Genomic DNA, 19800 nt, shown 5'->3' with positions numbered 1-19800 from the left:
CCACCATCATCGGCTGCACACACCGCGGCGGACAGGCCGCACCGGAGCGGTCAATTTTGAGTGTTTGCCCGTTCAGCGACAGTGAAAAATCGGGGAGGTCTTCGGTGATCTGGCTGGTTTGTGCGAAGGCAGGCACCGCAGTAAGAACCGCTATTGCAAAACATAGGGGCCAATAGTGACCTTTCCACATCTGCTCGTCCTCCGGGCGCCGATCTGGCGTTCGCCTCTTATCGTAGCCACGAAATATAGGGCAGAAGTTGCAAATCAGTCAATAAGCTCAACCGCACCCCCAAGCGCCGAAGGCGCGCAGGCGGTCACCCCATGCCGCGCAGCACATGCCCAGCCAGATACAGCGACCCGCAGATCAAAACCCGCGCGTCAGGCTGCTGCGCCGCAATTCCGATCAACGCAGCGTGCAGATCGTCGGCCTCATGGACAGAATGCCCGACTTCACCGGCCAGCCGCGCCGTCTCTGACGCAGGCAGGGTGTTGATCTCGTAGGGAATGGACAGGGCAGTCAGACTGTCGCTAACTGCCGCCAGAGGACGCAAAAAGCCGCGCGCATCCTTGGTGTTCAACATTCCGCAAATCAGATGTGTGGGCCGTGTCGGCAGACCCGACAGATGCACTGCCAAAGCCTCTCCTGCGGCCGGGTTGTGACCGCCATCCAGCCACAATTCGATCGCAGGGGCCGCCGCCACCAGCGGACCGGACCGCAGCCGCTGCAGTCGGGCAGGCCATTCTGCCCTAGTCATCGCGCCCTCAAACGCCGCCTCCGGCATGTTCAGAAGTCGCAACACCGCCAACGCAGCACCAGCGTTCTGGACTTGATGCGCGCCGGGCAGCACCGGCAACGGCAGATCCAATAGCCCGATCTCATCCTGAAACACCAGCCGTCCGTGTTCTTGCCAGACATGCCACTGCTGCCCATAAGCCAGCAAAGGCGCACCCAGCGCCGCCGCCCGCGCCTCGATCACCTCCAACGCGGCCTCCGGTTGCGGGCCGACCACACAGGGCGTTCCCCGTTTCAGAATACCCGCCTTTTCCCCAGCGATCAGCGCCAGCGTGTCGCCAAGATACTGCTCATGATCCATCGAGATCGGGGTAATCACCGTAGTCGCAGGGCGCGCGATCACATTGGTCGCGTCCAATCGCCCACCCAACCCTGTCTCCAGCAACACATAGTCGGCAGGCACTCGGCTCATCGCCAGCAGGGCGGCACAGGTCGTGATCTCGAAATAGGTGATGGACTCAGCGCCATTTGCGGCAACGCATTCGTCCAGTACCGCCTCCAGTTCGGGTTCGGAAATCAGCGCTCCCGCCAGCCGGATCCGCTCATGGAATCGCGCCAAATGCGGCGAGGTATAGGCGTGGCAGGTTTGCCCCGCCGCCTCTATCCCCGCCCGGATCATGGCCTGGGTCGATCCCTTGCCATTGGTTCCGGCCAGATGGATCACCGGCGGCAGCTTGCGTTCGGGATGATCCAGCGCCTCCAGCAACCGCCAGACCCGATCCAGCGTGAGATCTATGATCTTGGGGTGCAACGCCATCATGCGCTGCAACAATAGGTCAGACCCTAGCGCCCCTGCGCTCATCTTCCGAAACCCCTTGATATGTCGAAGATCACGTTGCGTTATTGTCCAGCGCCGCGTTGGGCTCTGGTTTCAGATCCTCTGGCCCCGGCGGCGGCAGATCGCCCCATGTCGCCGGCGGCATCCCCATCAACATGCGGGTGATCACGATCAACTCTTCGCGCATCTTGCGCCGGTCGGTGACGCGGTCCAGCATCCCGTGCTCCAACAGGTACTCTGCCCGCTGGAACCCCTCGGGGAGTTTTTCGCGAATGGTCTGCTCGATCACGCGTGGTCCGGCAAAACAGATCAACGCATTCGGCTCGGCAATTTGCACGTCACCCAACATCGCATAGGACGCGGTCACACCGCCGGTCGTCGGATGCGTCAGCACCACGATATAGGGCAGCCCGGCCTCTTTCAGCATCTGCACGGCTACGGTCGTGCGCGGCATTTGCATCAGGCTCAGAATACCCTCCTGCATCCGCGCGCCTCCGGCGGCCGAAAACAACACCAACGGGCGGCCCAGCTTTACAGCCTCTTGCGCGGCGGCAATGATCGCATTGCCGACGTACATTCCCATCGACCCGCCCATAAAGCTGAAATCCTGCGCCGCCGCCACAATCGGCGTGCGACCGATCTCACCGGCTGCGACCAGCATCGCCTCTTTCTCATGCGTGGCCTTCTGCGCGGCTTTCATCCGGTCTGGATACCGCTTCTGATCGCGAAAATGCAGCGGGTCGGCCACCGGCTCTGGCACAGCCAGTTCATTGAACACGCCGCCATCAAACAGCGCCAGAAATCTGTCGCGCGGCGTGATGTGCATGTGATGGCCGCAATTGGTGCAGACATTCAAATTATCGCTGATCTCGCGGTGAAACAGCATGGTGCCGCAGTCGTCACATTTGGACCACAGGTTCTCGGGCACTTCGCGGCGGGAGAAGATGGAGTTGATCCGCGGACGGACGTAGTTGGTGATCCAGTTCATGGGCGACCTGCGCAAGTTCCAAGATGGCCGAGAAATAGGCGCGCCGGACCGGAAATGCAATCAACCATGGGCACGCGCACGGCCCCAGCTTCTTCTGTCTGGAAATATCCCAAAGGAGGCGACCAAAGGGAGCCGGAAGTCATGCTGCAAGCATGCCTCTGGCGTCACGCCTCTTCCTGCTTACAATCGCAGGGCCACCCGTGCGGTTAACCAGCTCAACCCGATCATCGCCAGATCCAGCGGCAACAGGGCGGCGATATCTGCGGTGTCGTCCGGTCCGAACGGCCATTGCCGCAGCGCCAGCCCGGACATCTCTCCACTCATGGAAACCCCGGCAAACACCAAGACGTTGTTCACGAAATGCAGCGCAACCGCCGGACCCAGACTGCCGGACCGCGCTGTCAGGTCGGCTGCGGCCAACCCGAACAACGCACTCCATCCCGCCACCATTAGGGCGTTGTCGCCGTAAACACCTGGCATGTAATGCCCCAAGCCAAAGGCCAACGAGGGCACCCCCAACCAGATCGCCGGGTGCCGCAGGCGCGCCGCCAGTTGGGACTGGAAATAGCCACGAAAGAATACTTCTTCCGCGCCGGTCTGAACGAACACCACGACCAGCGTTGCAGGCAAACACAACAGCCATTTGTCCAACGGCAACCCCGGTCGCGTCGAGGTCAGCAGATCCCAGGGCGGCAACATCAGAACCGCCATATTCAGCACCACCAGCGCGCCAGTGACACGCAGAAAATCCCACCGGAACAACCGCCAAGGCCCCAACAGGCTCAGACCGGGCCTGTCGTGCAACATCTCGGCGACCATCATCGCCCCCACGCCCAGCGCGCCGGTCAACAGGAGCACCAGCAGCAGGCTTTGCGGTGTCGTGCCGGTCTGCAACTGCTCCAGCAGCGAAAGATAGGCGTCGCCCTGCATGACACTGCCCAGAAGCCCGACAATCCCCCGCGCCAGCCCGAACCAGATCACGACGCACAGCACCAGTCCCAGCGCCAGCCGCCACAACTCGGCGCGCGGCTCAGCGGGCGCTGTCATGATCTGGTGGCGCCTGTAGCGCATCGGGCGGTTCATACCTGGCCGGTCACGCTGTGGGCCAGTCAGGGCGGGCCGACAGGTTGCGAATCTCGTCGCGCGTTAAAAAGGTCGTTCCCGGTGTCATGCACCCATGATCCGGCGCCAAAGCCCCCACTGTCAACGCCGCCGCGCCGTTGACGCCACCGCCCCCCATGCTACGACATGCCCATGCTGGATATCTTCCTAAAGACCGTTCCCTTTTTCTGCCTGATCGCGCTGGGATACGGCGCGGCAAAGTCGCGTTTCTTTTCCGAAGAGGCCAGCGCCAGCCTGACAAAGTTCGTCTTCTACTTTGCGCTCTCGGCGATGCTGTTCCGCTTTTCCGCCAATTTGCGCTTTGACGAGATATTCGAACCGCGCCTTGCAGCTGCTTATCTCTGGGGCACCGCCTTTACATGGGGATTGGGCATGGCGGTCGCCTTTTTGCGCGGGCTGGACCTGTCCACCGCCTCGATCGAGGCGCAATGCGCCGCTATTGGCAACACCGGCTTTCTTGGCGTGCCGATGCTGGCCCTGTTGCTGGGACAAGAGGCGGTCGGCCCGATCATCCTGATCCTGTCGATTGACCTGATCGTGTTTTCCTCGCTCCTGACACTAATGGTGACCGGCGCGCGTGAGGGGCGCATGCACCTTGGCATATTGCGCAAACTGCTGGCCGGGCTCCTGAAAAACCCGATGATCGTCTCTATTGGTCTGGGTCTCATGGTATCTGCCAGCGGATTGGGTGTGCCCGAAACCGCCAATAGCTTTCTCACCACGCTGGGCAATGCCGCCACCCCCGGCGCGTTGTTCGCCATCGGTGCGTCTTTGGCCTCAAAATCTGCCGAGCGGGTCCAGATTGCCGTTTGGTTGAGCTTTGCCAAACTGATCCTGCATCCGCTGTTTGTCGGGCTGGGGGTTTATATCTTTTTCCCGATCGATGCCTATCGCGCCGCCGTCGCCGTGTCCGCCGCCGCGCTGCCCGTGGCGGGCAACGTGTTCATTCTGGCGCAGCACTACGGCATCGCACCACAGCGGGTGTCGGCAGCCATCCTGATTTCCACGGCTGTCAGCATCCTGACCGTCAGCGCGGTGATTGCCACGGTCACTGGCTGGATCGACTGACACCGCCGCGCTACGAACGCGGCGGCGATAGCAGCCCCCTGCCCCGCCTAGTCGACCCGCCGCAACAGAAGCTGGTTGCCGGTGGCGCTGCGCTGGGTCTCGAACACTTTCAGTTCCGCCACCAGATCAGACAGCTTGCGCTTGCCAAAGCTGCGGGTGTCGAAATCTGGGTTGGCGGCGGTGATCACCTGACCGATGTCGCCCAGACGATACCATTCATCGTCCTGATCAATCGACTCCATCGCCTTGAAGATCAGATCCCGCGCCGCTGTCAGGTCATGCACCTTGCCCGGTTTCGATCCGGTGGATTTCTCCGGTGCGGAATCGAGGTTTTCCAGAAAGATGAACCGCTTGCAGGCCTTGCGGAAAGCATCGGGGGTCTTTTGCATCCCCATGCCATAGGCCTCTAGCCCCTGTTCGCGGATACGGCTGGCCAGACGGGTGAAATCGCTGTCCGAACTGACCAGTACAAAACCGTCGAACCGGCCCGTATGCATCAGGTCCATCGCATCGATCACCAGCGCGATGTCGCTGGCGTTCTTGCCGACAGTATTGGCCGGTGAATGATGCGGCACGATGCCGAATTCTGCCTGCACCTTGTTCCAGCCCGCCATCTGCTGACTGGAAAAGTCGCCGTAACACCGCCTGACGCTTGCCTCTCCAAGGATTGCGATCTCATCAAAGATCGCCTTGGTGTACTTGGGAGAAGTGTTGTCCGCATCGATCAGCACGGCTAAAAGTGTATTATCTGCCATTGGGTCTCCGCATTTTTCGGTCGCCCCTTTGTCGGGCAAGACGGACCTGCCAGCATGGTGTCCTCAGGCCCCAGTCTGACAGGTATTTCAGACAACAGCCATTAGGAACGCCATGCAATTCATAGAAAAATCCCCTATCGAGGCCGGTTTTGCAGAGGTCTTTGCACAACGGGTCGCCCCGCAACTGGACGCGCTGGAGGCCAAGCGCGCCGAACTGCGCAAGGCGGGTTGGCGCAATTTCGGCATCACGATGGCCGTCGGCGCGGTGATCGGCGGCGCATTGGCGATCTGGAGCGACATCGTCATTGGCATTATTGTCGTGGTGTTCTTTCTCATCCCCGCCTTTGCAATCCGCGGCAGCCAATCCAAAAAATGGTCCGGCGAGGTGGCCGAAACCGTGATGCCTGCCGTCTGCGATTTTTTGGGCGACATGCAGTATGACCGAAAGGCCTCCAACAGCTTTTCGGCCACGCAGGCGAAAGAGATGGGGTTGGTTCGCGGCTTTGACAACGCAAAGCTAGAGGATCACATGACCGGCACATGGCGCGGCACCGGCTTTGAAATGGTCGAGGCCAAGCTGACGACCCGCACCAAGAGCAACAGCAACAGCTCTTCCAACGAATCCACGGTTTTTCAGGGCCTGCTGTTCCGCATCACCCTGCCGCATCCGGCCCCGACCCGCATCCTGATCGCGCGCAATTTTGGCCGCACCCTGAACAAGCTGGCGGGTTTCTTTTCGTCCGACAAGACTCGCGGAATGCCCCGTGTCGAAACCGGGCATGCCGAGTTCGAAAAGGACTTTGAGCTGCATGCCCAATCTCCCGACGGCGTGCTAAACTATCTGCCGCCCGCGTTTCTGGACAACCTGACCGCCATCGGCAAGGCAGAGTCCGAAGGCGGCACCTCCGGCATGGTCGCCGCGTTTGAGGGCACCGATTTCTGGCTGGCGCTATCACGGACCAAACCGTTTCTGGAAATGGCCAAGATCAATCAGCCAGTCGATGCGATCACCGAGGAACTGCATGGTGTATTTGACGATATGGCTCTGATCCGGCGCATCATAGACCGGCTACACGGCTAAAGCGCCCGGTACATCACCAGCGCGTCGACAAACCCCTGTTCCGGGTGCCTGAATGCCCCGGGCAGGCGCCCGACCACGTCAAATCCCGCACGCTGCCAAGTCTCGATCGCGCGCGTGTTGGTGGCGACGACAAAGTTGTACTGCATCGCGCGAAAGCCAAGCTGTGGCGCAATGTCCAGCGAATGCGCCAGCATCGCCCGCGCGACGCCCCGGCCCCGCGCCGCGTCAGAGGTGACATAGCCGCAGTTGCAGACATGGCTGCCCCCGCCCTTTTGATTGCGCACGATATAGTAGGTGCCCAACAGCGCGCCGTCATCTTCGGCCACAAAGACCCGCCGCTCTGGCCCGAACCAATAGGCCAGCGCATCGTCGCGCGAAATATCCGCGTCGATGGCGTAGGTATCGCCGCCGCGGAACACCGGCTCCAACATCGTCCAGACGCCGGTACGGTCTGTGCCTACTGCCTCTCGAATAATCACGTTTGTCCTTCCGTCTTGATGTGCACCACCTCGCCGCAATGTTTGCAGTGCACCGCATCCGCATCATGCAACACCAGCCCGCAGGTCGGGCATTCGTGCCGCACCTTGTCCGGCCGCAGGACCACCTGCACCAGCCGCAGGAACAGCGTCACGCCAAAGATCATCACAACGACAGAGATCATCCGCCCCCAAGGGCCTTGCAAGGTGATGTCGCCAAAGCCCGTTGTCGTCAATGCAGTGACCGTAAAATAGAGCGCGTCGGCGTAGTTCCCGATCTGCGGGTTGACCATGTACTGGGTGGCGTAGACCAGTCCGGTCATAATGAAGATGAAGACGCTCAAGTTCAGCACCGCAAGGATCACGTCGTCGTTGCGCCGGAAATAAGGAAAATCCCGCTTCAGCTGTCGTGACAGGTGATAGGTGTGCAACAATCGCAGCGTCCGCATCACCCGCAGAAACCCCAGCCCCTCACCGGCCAGAGGCGCAAGGAATGAGACAATCGCGATCAGATCGGCAATCGTCACGATCCGCGTCATCAACCGCACGCGGTTGGTCGAGATCCAGAACCGCGCGCTGAACTCGGCCAAAATGATGACGCCAAACACTGCATCCACTGCCTCGACGAAGGGGCCGTGGTGGGTAAACGACGTCACGATCACAAAGAGGATCGTCACGACATCAAAGCTCAGCAGCGCATAGCGGAACTGATGCGCCCGGTCACTGTCGCCGACGTATAGCTCACGGATCGTGCGGCGCATTGCAGGTCCTTCTGTGGCGTTGCCAAATGGTAGGATGGATTGCAAAAGAGGGGAAGGCACCCGGTCTCCGTGCCGGAGCGCTGCCGCAAGCATCAAGTTGCCACCGGTGTCTCACACCGCCACGCCTGACAAGGTCGCGTATCTTGTCACGCCATTGCGATCATCGGCAAAACTCACCAGACTTCACCTCACCGCCATTGGTTACTGTGCGCGTCTGGAAATCATAGCAACCGGGAGTTTCCGCTGGCGCATAACGGATAAAATAGTCCTCACCCTGATAGGTGTAATCCATACTCCGCTGCCCGTCGTCCTTCTGTGAGAAGACAAGATCATCGACACCGCCACGGGGCGGCCTGCCCGGTCCGAGCTTGTCGCCTGAAACATGTTCCAGCGGGCGTACGCGGGGCAGTTTGTCAAAATCTGATACAACACCCATCAGGCACTGCACGACATAAGGCGCATCCGGCGAGGTGTGATAGCGATAGCCAAACACTGCGTCCGGCTGTCCATTGCAAATGTCCAGCGCGCCCTCTGCAATTTCCGATCCGTCGGGATTGACGTCTCCATAGATCGGAAATCCGTCAAAGGCCCAACCGATAATGGCATCGTTGCCCGAATTGGCCATTGTCTCGATCATGCAGGTGGGTTTGGCGTGATAATGATAATCGTCCCCGCGCCCGGCATGGCCACCACAGATATCAAGCTGCCCGGTTTGCACCGTATCGTGCTGCGCTTGATGGTGCGCAAGGTCAGCTACGCTCATTTCGCCACCGCCGGTGTAGTCGTAGATCGGCACCCCATTCACCGCAACGCCAAGCGCTGCGTCGCGGGTTAATGGCGTCTGCCCTAGCACCGGCGACAGGAGGATCGGTGCGGCATACTTCGCAGGAACAGGCACCTGCTCATTCGTTCCGACGATCCCCGTCATCAGATCGTGATCCGGATAGGTGTCAGAGGAAATGACCGCATGGTCCTCCGTGCAGGAAACACTCACCCTGTCGTTGAAACCCGCCTGAGCCACTGAAGCCGCTATTGCGGCACAGTGATCGTCATGGGCCAGGGCCGCAGATCCAGCGAAGCTGACGGCAATCACCGTCACAGCGGACAAAACGGTAGGCGGCATCGGGCCCTTGCGTGTCATGGACAGCCGCATCATTCGACAGTCGCCCGACACAGAACCGTGTTGCTCTGCTCAAGGTCCGGCCCCCAGATCAGTTTTGCTGCATCCGTCCACCGAATGTCGTCATAGCCTCCCTTGGGGCTGACCTCATCCGCAGAAAAAACAGTGCCTTGATCCCAGTCCGAGGCATCGAAGTCAGCCAGATCCCACCCCGCCGGGGCGTCCAAAGTTTCAAAGGTACAAGCCCCTTCGCCTACCACTGGATTGCTCACCCCTTCGCAAGATTTGTCCAAAGGCGCTGTGTGGATGACAAGACATTGCCAATCCGCGTCGCTGACCAAAACGTCAGTACCAGAGGCATCCTTGATCTGGAGGATTACCCCACCGTCGCCCATCTGCTGGCGTCGGCTGCCAATGTACTCCAACCCAGTATCGTTTTCTTTGAAATCCTTGGCGACAAGGCCAACGACAAACGGACGCTCTGCATCAAACTCAAAGCTTTCTGCGTTGAAAGACCGCTCCGTCGTGATCGGCACGCTATCTTCGGCGACCTGTACTCCGTTGACCCGCAGTTCGAACCAATTGTCTGCCCAAACATCGGTCAGAAACGTCTCCGCCGAAAGGGCGGTGGTGGAAAGGGCGAATGCTACTGCGGTTAAAATGGCGCGTATCATATGGCGATCCTTGTTGTGCGTCGTCTGTGAGACGTTTTCGTTTAACGTAGCGCGAGCAGATTTTTGTCGCCACATCTCCACTTTAACTGACAAATCGCCTTGTCTGGCGGATATGCCCCACAAAACGAAACGCCGGCCCCTCACGGGTCCGGCGTTTCCAGTTGGCGTTAGGCGGAGTTCACCCCGCTGCCCGGTTCAAAATACCACAACCGCGCGGATCGATTCCCCCGCGTGCATCAGGTCAAATCCCTTGTTGATCTCGTCCAGCGTCAGCGTGTGGGTGATCATCGGGTCGATTTCGATCTTGCCGTCCATATACCAGTCGACGATCTTGGGCACATCCGTCCGTCCGCTTGCCCCGCCAAAGGCGGTTCCGCGCCAAACCCGGCCCGTCACCAGCTGGAACGGTCGGGTGCTGATTTCGGCCCCCGCAGGGGCAACGCCGATGACGATGGATTCACCCCACCCCTTGTGCGCCGCCTCCAGCGCCGTGCGCATGACGTTGACATTGCCTGTGGCATCAAAGGTGTAATCGGCCCCACCCTTGGTCAGTTCGACCAGATGCGCCACCAAATCGCCGTCGACCTCTGAGGGGTTCACGAAATCAGTCATGCCGAAATGTTCGGCCATGGCCTGCTTGTCGTTGTTCAGATCGACTCCGACAATCTGGTCGGCCCCGGCCAACCGCAACCCTTGCACGACATTCAACCCGATCCCGCCCAGACCAAAGACAATGGCGCGTGAGCCGATCTCGACCTTGGCGGTGTTGATCACCGCGCCGATGCCGGTGGTGACACCGCAGCCGATGTAGCAGACCTTGTCAAAGGGCGCGTCCGGGTTGATCTTGGCCAGCGCGATTTCCGGCAGGACGGTGTGGTTGGCAAAGGTCGAACAGCCCATGTAGTGCAGGATCGGCGTCCCATCGAGCATCGAAAACCGTGAGGTGCCGTCCGGCATCACGCCTTGGCCTTGCGTCGTCCGGATCGCCTGACAAAGGTTGGTCTTGGGGTTCAGACAGTATTCGCACTGACGGCATTCGGGGGTGTACAGCGGGATCACATGATCCCCCGGCTTCAGGCTGGTCACGCCCTCGCCCACCTCCAGCACCACGCCCGCGCCCTCATGTCCAAGGATCGCGGGGAACAGGCCTTCCGGGTCCGCGCCGGACCGGGTGAACTCATCGGTGTGGCAAATGCCCGTCGCCTTGATCTCGACCAGAACCTCACCCGCCTTCGGGCCTTCTAGGTTCACTTCCATGATTTCCAGCGGTTTGCCCGCTTCCAATGCCACTGCGGCCCGTGTGCGCATGTCCTGTTTCCTTCGGTGTTGCGGTTTGCCCTGACACTGCGGCAATCCTTCCGGGGTCGCAAGCACCGCCTCGACAGGTCCGCCGCCGGACTCGACTCTGCGCCACCTCATGACTAGAACAAAAAGAGAACAAATAGTCCCGAGTCCCATGCCCAACCGCCGCATCCTCTCGCTCTGGTTTCCCCGCCTCGGCGCCGAACGGCTGATCCGGGTTGAGCCACATCTGGCAGAGGTCCCCTTTGCCACCGTCGCCCAGAACGGTGCCGCTCAGGTGCTGGGCGCGCTGTCTCTGACCGCCTCGCAGGCCGGGCTGCGAGGTGGCCAGCCGCTGCGCGACGCCCACGCCATGTGCGCCGGGCTGATCACCCGCCCCGCCCAGCCGCAGCGCGAAGCGGCGTTTCTGGGCACATTGCACCGTTGGGCGGGAAAATTTTCGCCATGGGTCGCCCCCGATGCGCCGGACGGGCTGGTGATCGACCTCACCGGCTGCGCGCATTTGTTTGGCGGAGAGGAGGGACTGGCAAAACAGGTGACACAGGATTGCGCCGATCTGGGCCTGACGGTTTGTTTTGGTATCGCCGACACGCTGGGCGGGGCCTGGGCACTGGCGCGGTTCTCAAGACAGGACGCAGGCCACGCCCGCTCTGGCGATGCCATCGATCAAGAGGCCCCCGCCACTCGCGCCCGGGCGGGCAAACGCCGCCACTGGGACCGCGGCGGCACCGTCCCCACATCTCGGACATCCCTCGACACGAACTCCCGCATCGCCCCGACCGGCCAAACCCGCGATGCGCTGGTGCCCCTGCCCGTCGCTGCGCTCCGATTTGACCCGCCGGTGACCGAACAGCTTGCCCGCCTCGGGCTGCGCCGCGTCGGTGATCTGCTGATTCAGCCCCGCGCGCCTCTGGCCCGCCGCTTTGGCCAGGGTCTTGTGGACCGTCTGGATCAGGCCACCGGGGCCGTGCCCGAACCCGTCTCACCCGCCGCCCCGCCTGACCGCTTTGCCGTGCGCATGTCCTTTCCCGATCCTATCGGGTTAGAGGACGACGTGGCAGAGGCCCTTTCGCGCATGACACAAAGGCTCTGCGCCACGCTCGACGCCAAGGCGCGCGGCGTCCGCACCCTGCGGATAGAGGCGCACCGCTGTGACCACCTGATGCAATGGTTCACCGTCACCAGTGCCACCGCCAACGCACAAGCGCACCGGCTGATGCCGCTCATCCGACTCAAGCTTGACCAGATTGACGCAGGCCCCGGCATCGACATGCTCCGGATAGAGGCCGCCCACCATGAACCCCAACACGTCCTCACCCGCAGCGGCCACCTGGAGGCCGCCCAACACGGCACCCGCCGCTTGCAAAGCGGTGCCGCACTGGAGGATCTGACCAGCCGCCTCGGCGCACGGCTGGGCATGGAGGCGATCACCCGCCGCGCCCCCGCGGCCAGCCATATCCCCGAGAAATCCGCCCTGATCCTCGCCGCCGCATGGTCAGAGGCCGCGTACGACTGGCCCACACCACACATGACCCGCCCGCTGCTGCTCTGGCCGCCAGAGCCGGTGTCCACATCTGATCGCCCCAACCCGCCACAGGCCTTTCGCTGGCGCGGTCGCAACTGGCAGTCCAAGGCGCAAAGCGGGCCGGAACGGATCGCGCCGGAATGGTGGCTCGACACTCCCGAATGGCGCTCGGGCCCGCGCGACTACTGGCGCATCGACACTGACCGCGGCGACCGGCTCTGGCTGTTCTACGCCCACGGCGGCAGCACCTCACCCGGCTGGTTCTGCCACGGCAGTTTTGCCTGACGACCTACCGCGCTTCTTCTGTCCTGAAATATCCCGGGGGAGTCGACCAAAGGGAGACGGGGGCAGCGCCCCCGCCGCCACTGGCCAAGCACGTCCACCCATGCCAAAAGCGCTCCGACAAAAGGAGCGCCGTCCATGTTCATTGCCTCACTCATCACCAAACCCGGGCATCTCGATCCCACGTTGGTAGACACCCTGCGCAACGCGCTTGGCGGCGGCAGTGCGGACTGGCTTTGCCCCGATGAGGCTGCGGAATTTCCGCTGCAAACATCGCCCGCCAACCTCGAAGAAATCCGCACTTCAATCGCCGACATGGCCGATCTCAATATCCTGCCCGCTGAAAACCGACGCAAGAAAATGCTGCTGGCGGATATGGACAGCACCATGATCCAGCAGGAATGCATAGATGAGCTGGCCGAAGAGGCCGGCGTCGGTGCTCACGTCAAGGACATCACCGCCCGCGCCATGAACGGCGAACTGGACTTCGAGGCAGCGCTGATCGAACGGGTCAAGCTCCTGCAGGGCTTGCCGGAATCAGTGATCGACAAGGTGGTCCAAACCCGCATCACCTTGATGCCCGGTGGCAAGACCCTGTTGGACACGATGCACGCGCGGGGCGCGCGCTGTGTGCTCGTCTCAGGCGGGTTCACCGCCTTCACCAGCCGTGTCTCGGCCCTGCTGGGTTTCGACGAACACCGCGCCAACACGCTGCTCATCAAAGACGGCAAACTCACGGGTGAAGTCGGACGCCCAATTCTGGGACGTGAAGCCAAGATTCAGGCCCTCGCCGAGATCACCGCCCGGCAAGACATCACAGAGGCGGATGTCATCGCCGTGGGCGACGGTGCCAATGACCTTGGCATGCTGGGCCGCGCGGGCATGGGTGTCGCCCTGCACGCCAAACCCAGCGTTCAGGCAGAATGTGATCTAAGGGTGAACCACGGCGATCTGACGGCGCTGCTGTACCTGCAAGGCTACGCCAAAAGCGATTTCATCAAGACCTGACGCCCCACGCCCCGGACTTGATCCGGGGCCTCAACAGTGCGCCGGACAATCCCTATACAAGGCTGGCACAGGCCCTGGGTCAAGCCCGAGGCGCGAGCCGCAAACCTTACCCCGCCAACCCGGCCACAGGCCGGATCTCACCGGTAACCAACCCATCCCAGTTACGTACCGGCGGGTTCAGGAACCGCCCCACATCCGGGTGCCCGGCCTCCAGCACGCCTAGCCGCACCAGCAAGGCCGCGATCGCACATTCCGCTGCCCGCGTCGCGCCGTCGGCGATCTTGACCGCGATCCCCATGCCGCGTTTGGGCAGGATCGCGACAAAAAAGCCCTCAGCCCCGGTCTTGATGGCGACAGGCTCTGTCGCGGCTTGCATCAGCAGCGTGCAGGCTCGTCCCTCACCGGCCACCAACAGCGGATAGGCCATCATCGCGTCGACCAACGTCGCCGCCGCCCGCGACTGGGCATCGCCCCGCGCCCCGGCGCTGGCGAAAAATGCCATCGCCCGTGCCATGCCGGTCATGGTGGTGGCGAAATTTGGGGCCGAACACCCGTCGATCCCGAAACCGGGGCTGGCTTCGCCCGTCACCTCTTCGAACGCCGTGCGACAGGCGATCTGCACCGGATGCGCGGGATCGACATAGTCCGCTCCCGCCTTCAGGTGCTGCGTCAACGTCAGGAAACCGGTGTGTTTACCCGAACAGTTGTTGTGCACCCGTCCGGGTGCGTGCCCCTCGCGAATCATCGCGTGGCGCAATTCCTTGTCTCTGGAGGCTTGCGGGCCGCAAATCAGATCATCCTCGGACAAGCCACGCTCTGCCAACCACGCCCCGACAAGCCGCGTGTGCAGTGGCGCGCCCTCATGACTGGCGCAGGCCAGCGCCAGCCGATCCGCGCCCAGTCCAGCCTCACGCGCCGCCCCCGACGCCACTAGTGGCAACGCCTGAATCATCTTCGAAGAGCTTCTCGGCAGCACTACAGCCCCCGGATCCCCCCAACAGTCGACAATCTGCCCCGTCCCGTCGCAGATCACCGCATGCCCCGAATGCCAGCTTTCGACCACTGGGCCGCGATGAATTTCGACCATCGGAACCGCTGTCATGTCATGACCTCCAAGACTTGAGCGAATATCTGCCACTGGGGCTTTTACGCCTCGGTTCTTTCAGGCTATTGTCCCGCCGTCGAGATAAAAACCCAGTAATGCATCCTGCATTCGGGACGTGCGGAACGTGCGGGACATTTGAGGTAGAGAACGCTGGAGGCGGCAGGAATGATGTCAGGTCTTGGTCGGGGTTTGGGCGCACTGGCGGTGGTGCTGAGCGCCTCCGCAGCAGGCGCTCAGGATAGCAGCACGGCGCGCGTGGACGCCATGACGGACTGGTCGGTCTTTGAAGAGGCCAGCCCGCGCGAATGCTGGGCGGTGACCACCTACAAGGAAAGCGTGAACACCAAGGACGGTCGCGTCGTTGCCGTGACGCGGGGCGAGATCCTGTTGATGGTCTTCTACCGCCCAGAAGCGGGCGTAAAAGGCCAGGTGGCGTTTACCGGCGGGTATCCCTTTGCTCCCGGATCGACAGTCAACATCGCCATCGGCGAAACCGAGTTTGAACTGTACACCGAAGGTGAATGGGCCTGGCCCGCGACCCCGCAGGACGACGTCAAACTGATCACCGCGATGAAACGTGGTGCTGATGCCGTTGTCACCGCCGTGTCCAGCCGCGGGACAGAGACCAAGGACACCTTTTCCTTGCTTGGCTTTACCGCTGCGATCGAAGACGCGGACAAACGCTGTTCCTGACACTGCGTCCGGCCCAATTCGGATCGGATGATGATATGACGACAAACACAGTAAGGGCCGCATGACCTCGTGTCATCCGGCCCTTTGGCATTCGCCCGCGAATCCTGTATACGGCAGGCTTCGCGCCAGACAGGAGCCCCTCGCATGACCGCGACGACGCCCATCACTCAGGATCTCGTAACCATCCCCCGCAAGCTGCCGGAGGGGCCCGTGAACCTGATCGGATTGACCCGCCCGCTGTTGCGTGAGGCGTTGTTGACCGCTGGCACGCCGGAAAAACAGATCAAGATGCGGGTCAACCAGCTGTGGCAGTGGTTGTACCACTGGGGCGTACGCGACTTTGAATCGATGACCAATCTGGCAAAGCCGTACCGCGCCATGCTGGCCGAAAACTTTGTGATCGCCTTGCCAGAGGTGGTGTCAAAGCAGGTCTCTGCCGATGGCACGCGCAAGTACCTTGTGCGTATCGCCGGCGGACATGAAGTCGAGGTGGTCTATATCCCCGAGGCGGATCGCGGCACGCTGTGTATCTCCAGCCAGGTGGGCTGCACGCTGACCTGTTCCTTCTGCCACACTGGAACGCAGAAACTGGTCCGCAACCTGACGCCCGGCGAAATCGTCGGCCAGATCATGTTGGCGCGCGACGATCTGGACGAATGGCCCGCACCGGGCACCGGCACCGGTGTAGACGGCCCGCGTTTTCTGTCGAACATCGTCCTGATGGGTATGGGAGAGCCGCTATATAACTTTGAGGGCGTTCGTGACGCGATGAAAATCGCCATGGACGGCGAGGGCATCGCCCTGTCGCGTCGCCGCATTACCCTGTCCACCTCAGGTGTGGTGCCGGAAATCGCCCGCGCCGCCGAGGAAATCGGCTGTCAACTTGCGGTCAGCTTTCACGCCACCACCGATGAGGTCCGCGACAAGCTGGTGCCGATCAACAAACGGTGGAACATCGAAACTCTGCTGAACACGCTGCGTGAATACCCGCGCCTGTCGAATTCGGAACGCATCACCTTTGAGTATGTGATGCTGAAGGACGTGAATGACACGGACGACGATGCGCGGCGTCTGGTCACCCTGATCAAGGGCATTCCAGCCAAGATCAACCTGATCCCCTTCAACGAATGGCCCGGCGCGCCATACCAGCGCAGCGACTGGTCGCGGATCGAAAAGTTCGCCGACATCATCTACAAGGCGGGCTACGCCTCTCCCATCCGCACCCCGCGCGGCGAGGACATCATGGCCGCCTGCGGACAATTGAAATCGGCGACAGAGCGCGCGCGCAAGTCCCGCGCCCAAATCGCGCAGGAAACCGGCCTCTCCTGATCCGGCGAAAATAAATTGCGCGCGGGCCTTTACCTTCCCGTGACTGGAACCCCTATATCCAGTCGCAGGAGGCACCACAGATGGCTGTTTTACGTTTCGAAGTAACTGGGATGACCTGTGGCGGATGCGCCGGACGGGCTGAACGTGCGTTGGTCGGGGTCGAGGGCGTAACCAGCGCCTCTGTCAATCTCGCCAATCGCATGGCGACAGTGGACACTGACCGGCCCGCCAGTGACCTTCGCGACACGCTGAAGACCGCTGGCTACCCCGCTGCGGAAACCCACATTCGCCTGACCATCGACGGCATGAGCTGTGCCTCTTGCGTGGGCCGCGTCGAAACGGCGCTGTCCAACCTGCCCGGAGTGTTGACCGCCCGCGTGAACCTCACCACGCAAACCGCCGATGTTCAGGTGTTGACCGGAACCGTCACGGCACAGTCCCTTGCTGATACAGTCACCAAGGCCGGGTATCCGGCACAACCGCTGGAAGGTAACAGCGCCCCCGATGCCGCTGAACGTCAGGCAACCGAGGCCACCGCGCTGAAACGCCAGACCCTGATCGCCGCCGCACTAACGCTGCCCGTGTTCCTAGGGGTCATGGGCGGGCATCTGGTTCCTGCGCTTCACCACTGGATCAACGGTGCACTTGGACAGTCCGGGTGGTGGTTGGTGCAATTTGTCCTGACAACGCTGGTCCTGATCGGCCCCGGTCGGCGGTTCTATCGCATCGGCCTGCCGCTGCTGGCCAAGGGCACGCCGGATATGAATTCGCTGGTTGCATTGGGCACGCTGGCCGCATGGGGCTATTCGACAGTGGCCCTTTTTGCCCCAACCCTACTGCCCGAAACCGCCCGAGACGTCTATTTCGAGGCCGCAGCCGTCATCGTCACACTGATCCTACTGGGTCGCTGGCTAGAGGCGCGCGCCAAGGGTCGCACTGGCGCGGCCATCCGCCACCTGCTGAACCTGCGGCCCGATCTGGCCCGCGTCGAACGCGACAACACCACGGTCGAGATCCCCTTTGCCGACCTGCAAAAGGGCGACATCCTGCAAATCCGACCCGGTGAGCGTATCGCCACCGACGGCGTTGTCCTCACGGGCCGGTCCTATGTCGAGGAAAGCATGGTCACTGGCGAACCGGCCCCGGTCGAGAAATCGGCAGGCGGGCAGGTGATCGGCGGCACGGTCAACGGCGCAGGTGCCTTGCGGGTGCAGGCCGAAGCGGTTGGCGCGGACACCGTACTGTCGCGTATCGTCGCCATGGTCGAACAGGCGCAGGGCGCAAAGCTGCCCATTCAGGCGCTGGCCGACAAGGTGGTGCTGTGGTTTGTGCCCGCCGTGCTGGTCATCGCCGCGTTGACGGTGGGTATCTTACTGGCCTTTGGCCCCGGCCTGACGCACGCGCTGGTCGCCGGGGTGTCCGTTCTCATCATCGCCTGTCCTTGTGCCATGGGTCTTGCCACGCCGGTGTCGATCATGGTCGGCACCGGGCGCGCCGCTGAAATTGGCGTATTGTTCCGCAAGGGCGAGGCGCTGCAACGGCTCGACTCGGCCCGCGTCATGGCTTTTGACAAGACCGGCACGCTGACAGAGGGCCGCCCGGCCTTGGTCCGCGCCGTCGCTGCGACTGGTTTCGACGCCGACATGGTCCTGCGCCTCGCCGCCAGCGCCGAACAAGGCTCCGAGCACCCCATCGCCCGTGCCCTGCTGGACGCAACTCAGAACGCCCCCGCCCCCGAAGAGGTCACGGCCATCCCCGGCCACGGCCTGCGCGCCCGCGTCGAAGGGCAGGACCTGCTGGTCGGAAACGCCCGCTTGATGGCGCGCGAAGGCGTCGACATGACCGGGGTGTCCGACGCCTTGTACAATATGGAAACCGACGCGCAGACACCTGTCCTTGTTGCGGTGGACGGGGTCATTGCCGCCGCCTTTGCCGTCGCGGACAAGGTCAAACCCGGCGCACGGGCTGCGATAGCTGCTTTGAAACATGAGGGCATTCAGGTTGCCATGATCTCGGGCGATGCCCGCGCCGTGGCAGAGGCCATCGCCCGAGATCTGGGCATCGACCACGTCGAGGCCGAGGTGTTGCCAGAGGGCAAAGTCGACGCGATCCGCGTGTTGCGCGAAAAATTCGGACCTGTGGCCTTTGTCGGGGATGGTATCAACGATGCGCCCGCCTTGGCGGAGGCCGAGGTTGGCCTTGCAATCGGCACCGGCACCGACGTCGCCATTGAAAGCGCAGATGTCGTGCTATCGTCAGGTGCGGTTGCAGGCGCGGTCAACGCGCTTCACGTCAGCCGCGCCGTGATGCGTAATATCCGGCAGAACCTTGTCTGGGCCTTTGGCTATAACGTGGCACTGATCCCAGTGGCGGCGGGGGTGCTCTATCCATTTACCGGCCTGCTTTTGTCCCCGATGCTGGCCGCCGGGGCGATGGCGCTGTCGTCCGTCTTTGTCTTGACCAACGCCCTGCGTCTGCGCCGCCTGCAAAGCGCGCAGAATGAGGCCGCCGCCCCAGACCCAATCAAACCGCAGGAGGTGACCGCATGAACATCGGAGAGGTCGCCACACGCTCGGGCCTGCCCGCCAAGACGATCCGCTACTATGAAGACATTGGCCTGGTAACACCGCCACGCGACACCAACGGCTATCGCGCCTTCCGAGAGGCCGACCTGCACAAGCTCGCCTTTCTCGCCCGTGCCCGTGCCTTGGGCTTTTCGATCGAGGAATGCCGCCTGCTGATGGGTCTGTACGAGGATGAAAGCCGCGCCAGCGCGGACGTCAAACAGCTGGCTTTGGAACATCTCGCCAGCATCGACGACAAAATTGCCCAGCTACAGGGCATGCGCGCGACACTGTCGACTCTGGTTCAGGCCTGCCACGGCGACGACCGGCCCGACTGTCCTATCTTGCAGGATCTCGCCGAAGGGTCGTGATCCCT

Annotated in this window: 18 protein-coding genes; 8 read left to right on the top strand and 10 right to left on the bottom strand. The window is 62.1% G+C overall.

Going from position 1 to position 19800, the window contains the following annotated elements:
• Positions 1–314: 314 nt before the first annotated feature.
• The 3 genes from ANTHELSMS3_RS06160 to ANTHELSMS3_RS06150 form a co-directional block, all read right to left on the bottom strand.
• Entirely contained in the window at positions 315–1595 is a 1281-nt protein-coding gene (locus tag ANTHELSMS3_RS06160) for a bifunctional folylpolyglutamate synthase/dihydrofolate synthase (protein WP_254694862.1), read from the bottom strand.
• A gap of 28 nt (positions 1596–1623) precedes the next feature.
• A complete protein-coding gene (gene accD / locus ANTHELSMS3_RS06155; RefSeq protein ID WP_094034115.1) occupies positions 1624–2559 on the bottom strand; it encodes an acetyl-CoA carboxylase, carboxyltransferase subunit beta in 936 nt (311 codons plus the stop codon).
• A 180-nt stretch (positions 2560–2739) separates the two neighbouring features.
• Positions 2740–3606, bottom strand: coding sequence for a CPBP family intramembrane glutamic endopeptidase (locus tag ANTHELSMS3_RS06150; RefSeq protein WP_254694861.1), 867 nt, complete (start codon positions 3604–3606; stop codon positions 2740–2742).
• Positions 3607–3813: 207 nt separating this feature from the next.
• Between ANTHELSMS3_RS06150 and ANTHELSMS3_RS06145 the strand changes: the two genes are divergently transcribed.
• Positions 3814–4749: an AEC family transporter gene (locus ANTHELSMS3_RS06145; RefSeq protein WP_094034114.1), complete on the top strand. Its 936-nt coding sequence runs from the start codon at positions 3814–3816 to the stop codon at positions 4747–4749.
• Between the two features lie 47 nt (positions 4750–4796).
• Here ANTHELSMS3_RS06145 and ANTHELSMS3_RS06140 read toward each other — a convergent pair whose 3' ends face one another.
• Positions 4797–5504 carry an NYN domain-containing protein gene (locus ANTHELSMS3_RS06140; protein ID WP_094034113.1) on the bottom strand — a complete coding sequence of 236 codons (708 nt, stop codon included), beginning with the start codon at positions 5502–5504 and terminating at the stop codon, positions 4797–4799.
• A 112-nt stretch (positions 5505–5616) separates the two neighbouring features.
• On the opposite strand from ANTHELSMS3_RS06140, the gene ANTHELSMS3_RS06135 reads away from it, so the two are divergent.
• Positions 5617–6585: a DUF3137 domain-containing protein gene (locus ANTHELSMS3_RS06135; RefSeq protein WP_094034112.1), complete on the top strand. Its 969-nt coding sequence runs from the start codon at positions 5617–5619 to the stop codon at positions 6583–6585.
• Here the strand turns inward: ANTHELSMS3_RS06135 and ANTHELSMS3_RS06130 are convergent.
• From ANTHELSMS3_RS06130 to ANTHELSMS3_RS06110, 5 genes are all read right to left on the bottom strand, one after another.
• The gene (locus tag ANTHELSMS3_RS06130; protein ID WP_198319934.1) at positions 6582–7016 is read right to left on the bottom strand and encodes a GNAT family N-acetyltransferase; all 435 of its coding nucleotides are present in this window, start codon (positions 7014–7016) and stop codon (positions 6582–6584) included. The two genes, ANTHELSMS3_RS06135 and ANTHELSMS3_RS06130, sit on opposite strands and share 4 nt — an antisense overlap.
• Before the next feature lie 44 nt (positions 7017–7060).
• Entirely contained in the window at positions 7061–7822 is a 762-nt protein-coding gene (locus ANTHELSMS3_RS06125; RefSeq protein WP_094034110.1) for an ion channel, read from the bottom strand.
• A gap of 160 nt (positions 7823–7982) precedes the next feature.
• A complete protein-coding gene (locus ANTHELSMS3_RS06120) occupies positions 7983–8963 on the bottom strand; it encodes a YHYH protein (RefSeq protein ID WP_254694860.1) in 981 nt (326 codons plus the stop codon).
• Between the two features lie 11 nt (positions 8964–8974).
• Positions 8975–9616, bottom strand: a complete 642-nt coding sequence (locus ANTHELSMS3_RS06115) for a PEBP family protein (RefSeq protein ID WP_094036963.1) — start codon at positions 9614–9616, stop codon at positions 8975–8977.
• Between the two features lie 195 nt (positions 9617–9811).
• A complete protein-coding gene (locus ANTHELSMS3_RS06110; protein ID WP_094034109.1) occupies positions 9812–10924 on the bottom strand; it encodes an S-(hydroxymethyl)glutathione dehydrogenase/class III alcohol dehydrogenase in 1113 nt (370 codons plus the stop codon).
• A gap of 148 nt (positions 10925–11072) precedes the next feature.
• On the opposite strand from ANTHELSMS3_RS06110, the gene ANTHELSMS3_RS06105 reads away from it, so the two are divergent.
• Both ANTHELSMS3_RS06105 and serB read left to right on the top strand, forming a co-directional pair.
• The gene (locus tag ANTHELSMS3_RS06105) at positions 11073–12728 is read left to right on the top strand and encodes a Y-family DNA polymerase (protein WP_094034108.1); all 1656 of its coding nucleotides are present in this window, start codon (positions 11073–11075) and stop codon (positions 12726–12728) included.
• A gap of 135 nt (positions 12729–12863) precedes the next feature.
• Positions 12864–13733, top strand: a complete 870-nt coding sequence (gene serB, locus ANTHELSMS3_RS06100) for a phosphoserine phosphatase SerB (RefSeq protein ID WP_094034107.1) — start codon at positions 12864–12866, stop codon at positions 13731–13733.
• 106 nt (positions 13734–13839) lie between these two features.
• On the opposite strand, the gene ANTHELSMS3_RS06095 is transcribed toward serB, so the two are convergent.
• A complete protein-coding gene (locus ANTHELSMS3_RS06095; protein ID WP_254694859.1) occupies positions 13840–14835 on the bottom strand; it encodes an asparaginase in 996 nt (331 codons plus the stop codon).
• Between the two features lie 168 nt (positions 14836–15003).
• Between ANTHELSMS3_RS06095 and ANTHELSMS3_RS06090 the strand changes: the two genes are divergently transcribed.
• The 4 genes from ANTHELSMS3_RS06090 (at position 15004) to cueR (ending at position 19795) form a co-directional block, all read left to right on the top strand.
• Entirely contained in the window at positions 15004–15531 is a 528-nt protein-coding gene (locus tag ANTHELSMS3_RS06090) for an invasion associated locus B family protein (protein ID WP_094034106.1), read from the top strand.
• Between the two features lie 144 nt (positions 15532–15675).
• Positions 15676–16860 (top strand): 23S rRNA (adenine(2503)-C(2))-methyltransferase RlmN, encoded by a 1185-nt coding sequence (rlmN, locus tag ANTHELSMS3_RS06085; protein WP_094034105.1) that lies wholly within the window; start codon positions 15676–15678, stop codon positions 16858–16860.
• Positions 16861–16940: 80 nt separating this feature from the next.
• A complete protein-coding gene (locus ANTHELSMS3_RS06080) occupies positions 16941–19409 on the top strand; it encodes a heavy metal translocating P-type ATPase (protein WP_094034104.1) in 2469 nt (822 codons plus the stop codon).
• Positions 19406–19795, top strand: coding sequence for a Cu(I)-responsive transcriptional regulator (cueR, locus tag ANTHELSMS3_RS06075; RefSeq protein ID WP_094034103.1), 390 nt, complete (start codon positions 19406–19408; stop codon positions 19793–19795). Before ANTHELSMS3_RS06080 ends, cueR begins: the two co-directional genes overlap by 4 nt.
• Positions 19796–19800: the final 5 nt, after the last annotated feature.

The organism is Antarctobacter heliothermus, from assembly GCF_002237555.1.
Taxonomy (GTDB): domain Bacteria; phylum Pseudomonadota; class Alphaproteobacteria; order Rhodobacterales; family Rhodobacteraceae; genus Antarctobacter; species Antarctobacter heliothermus_B.
This window is presented reverse-complemented; position numbering and strand designations above follow the sequence as displayed.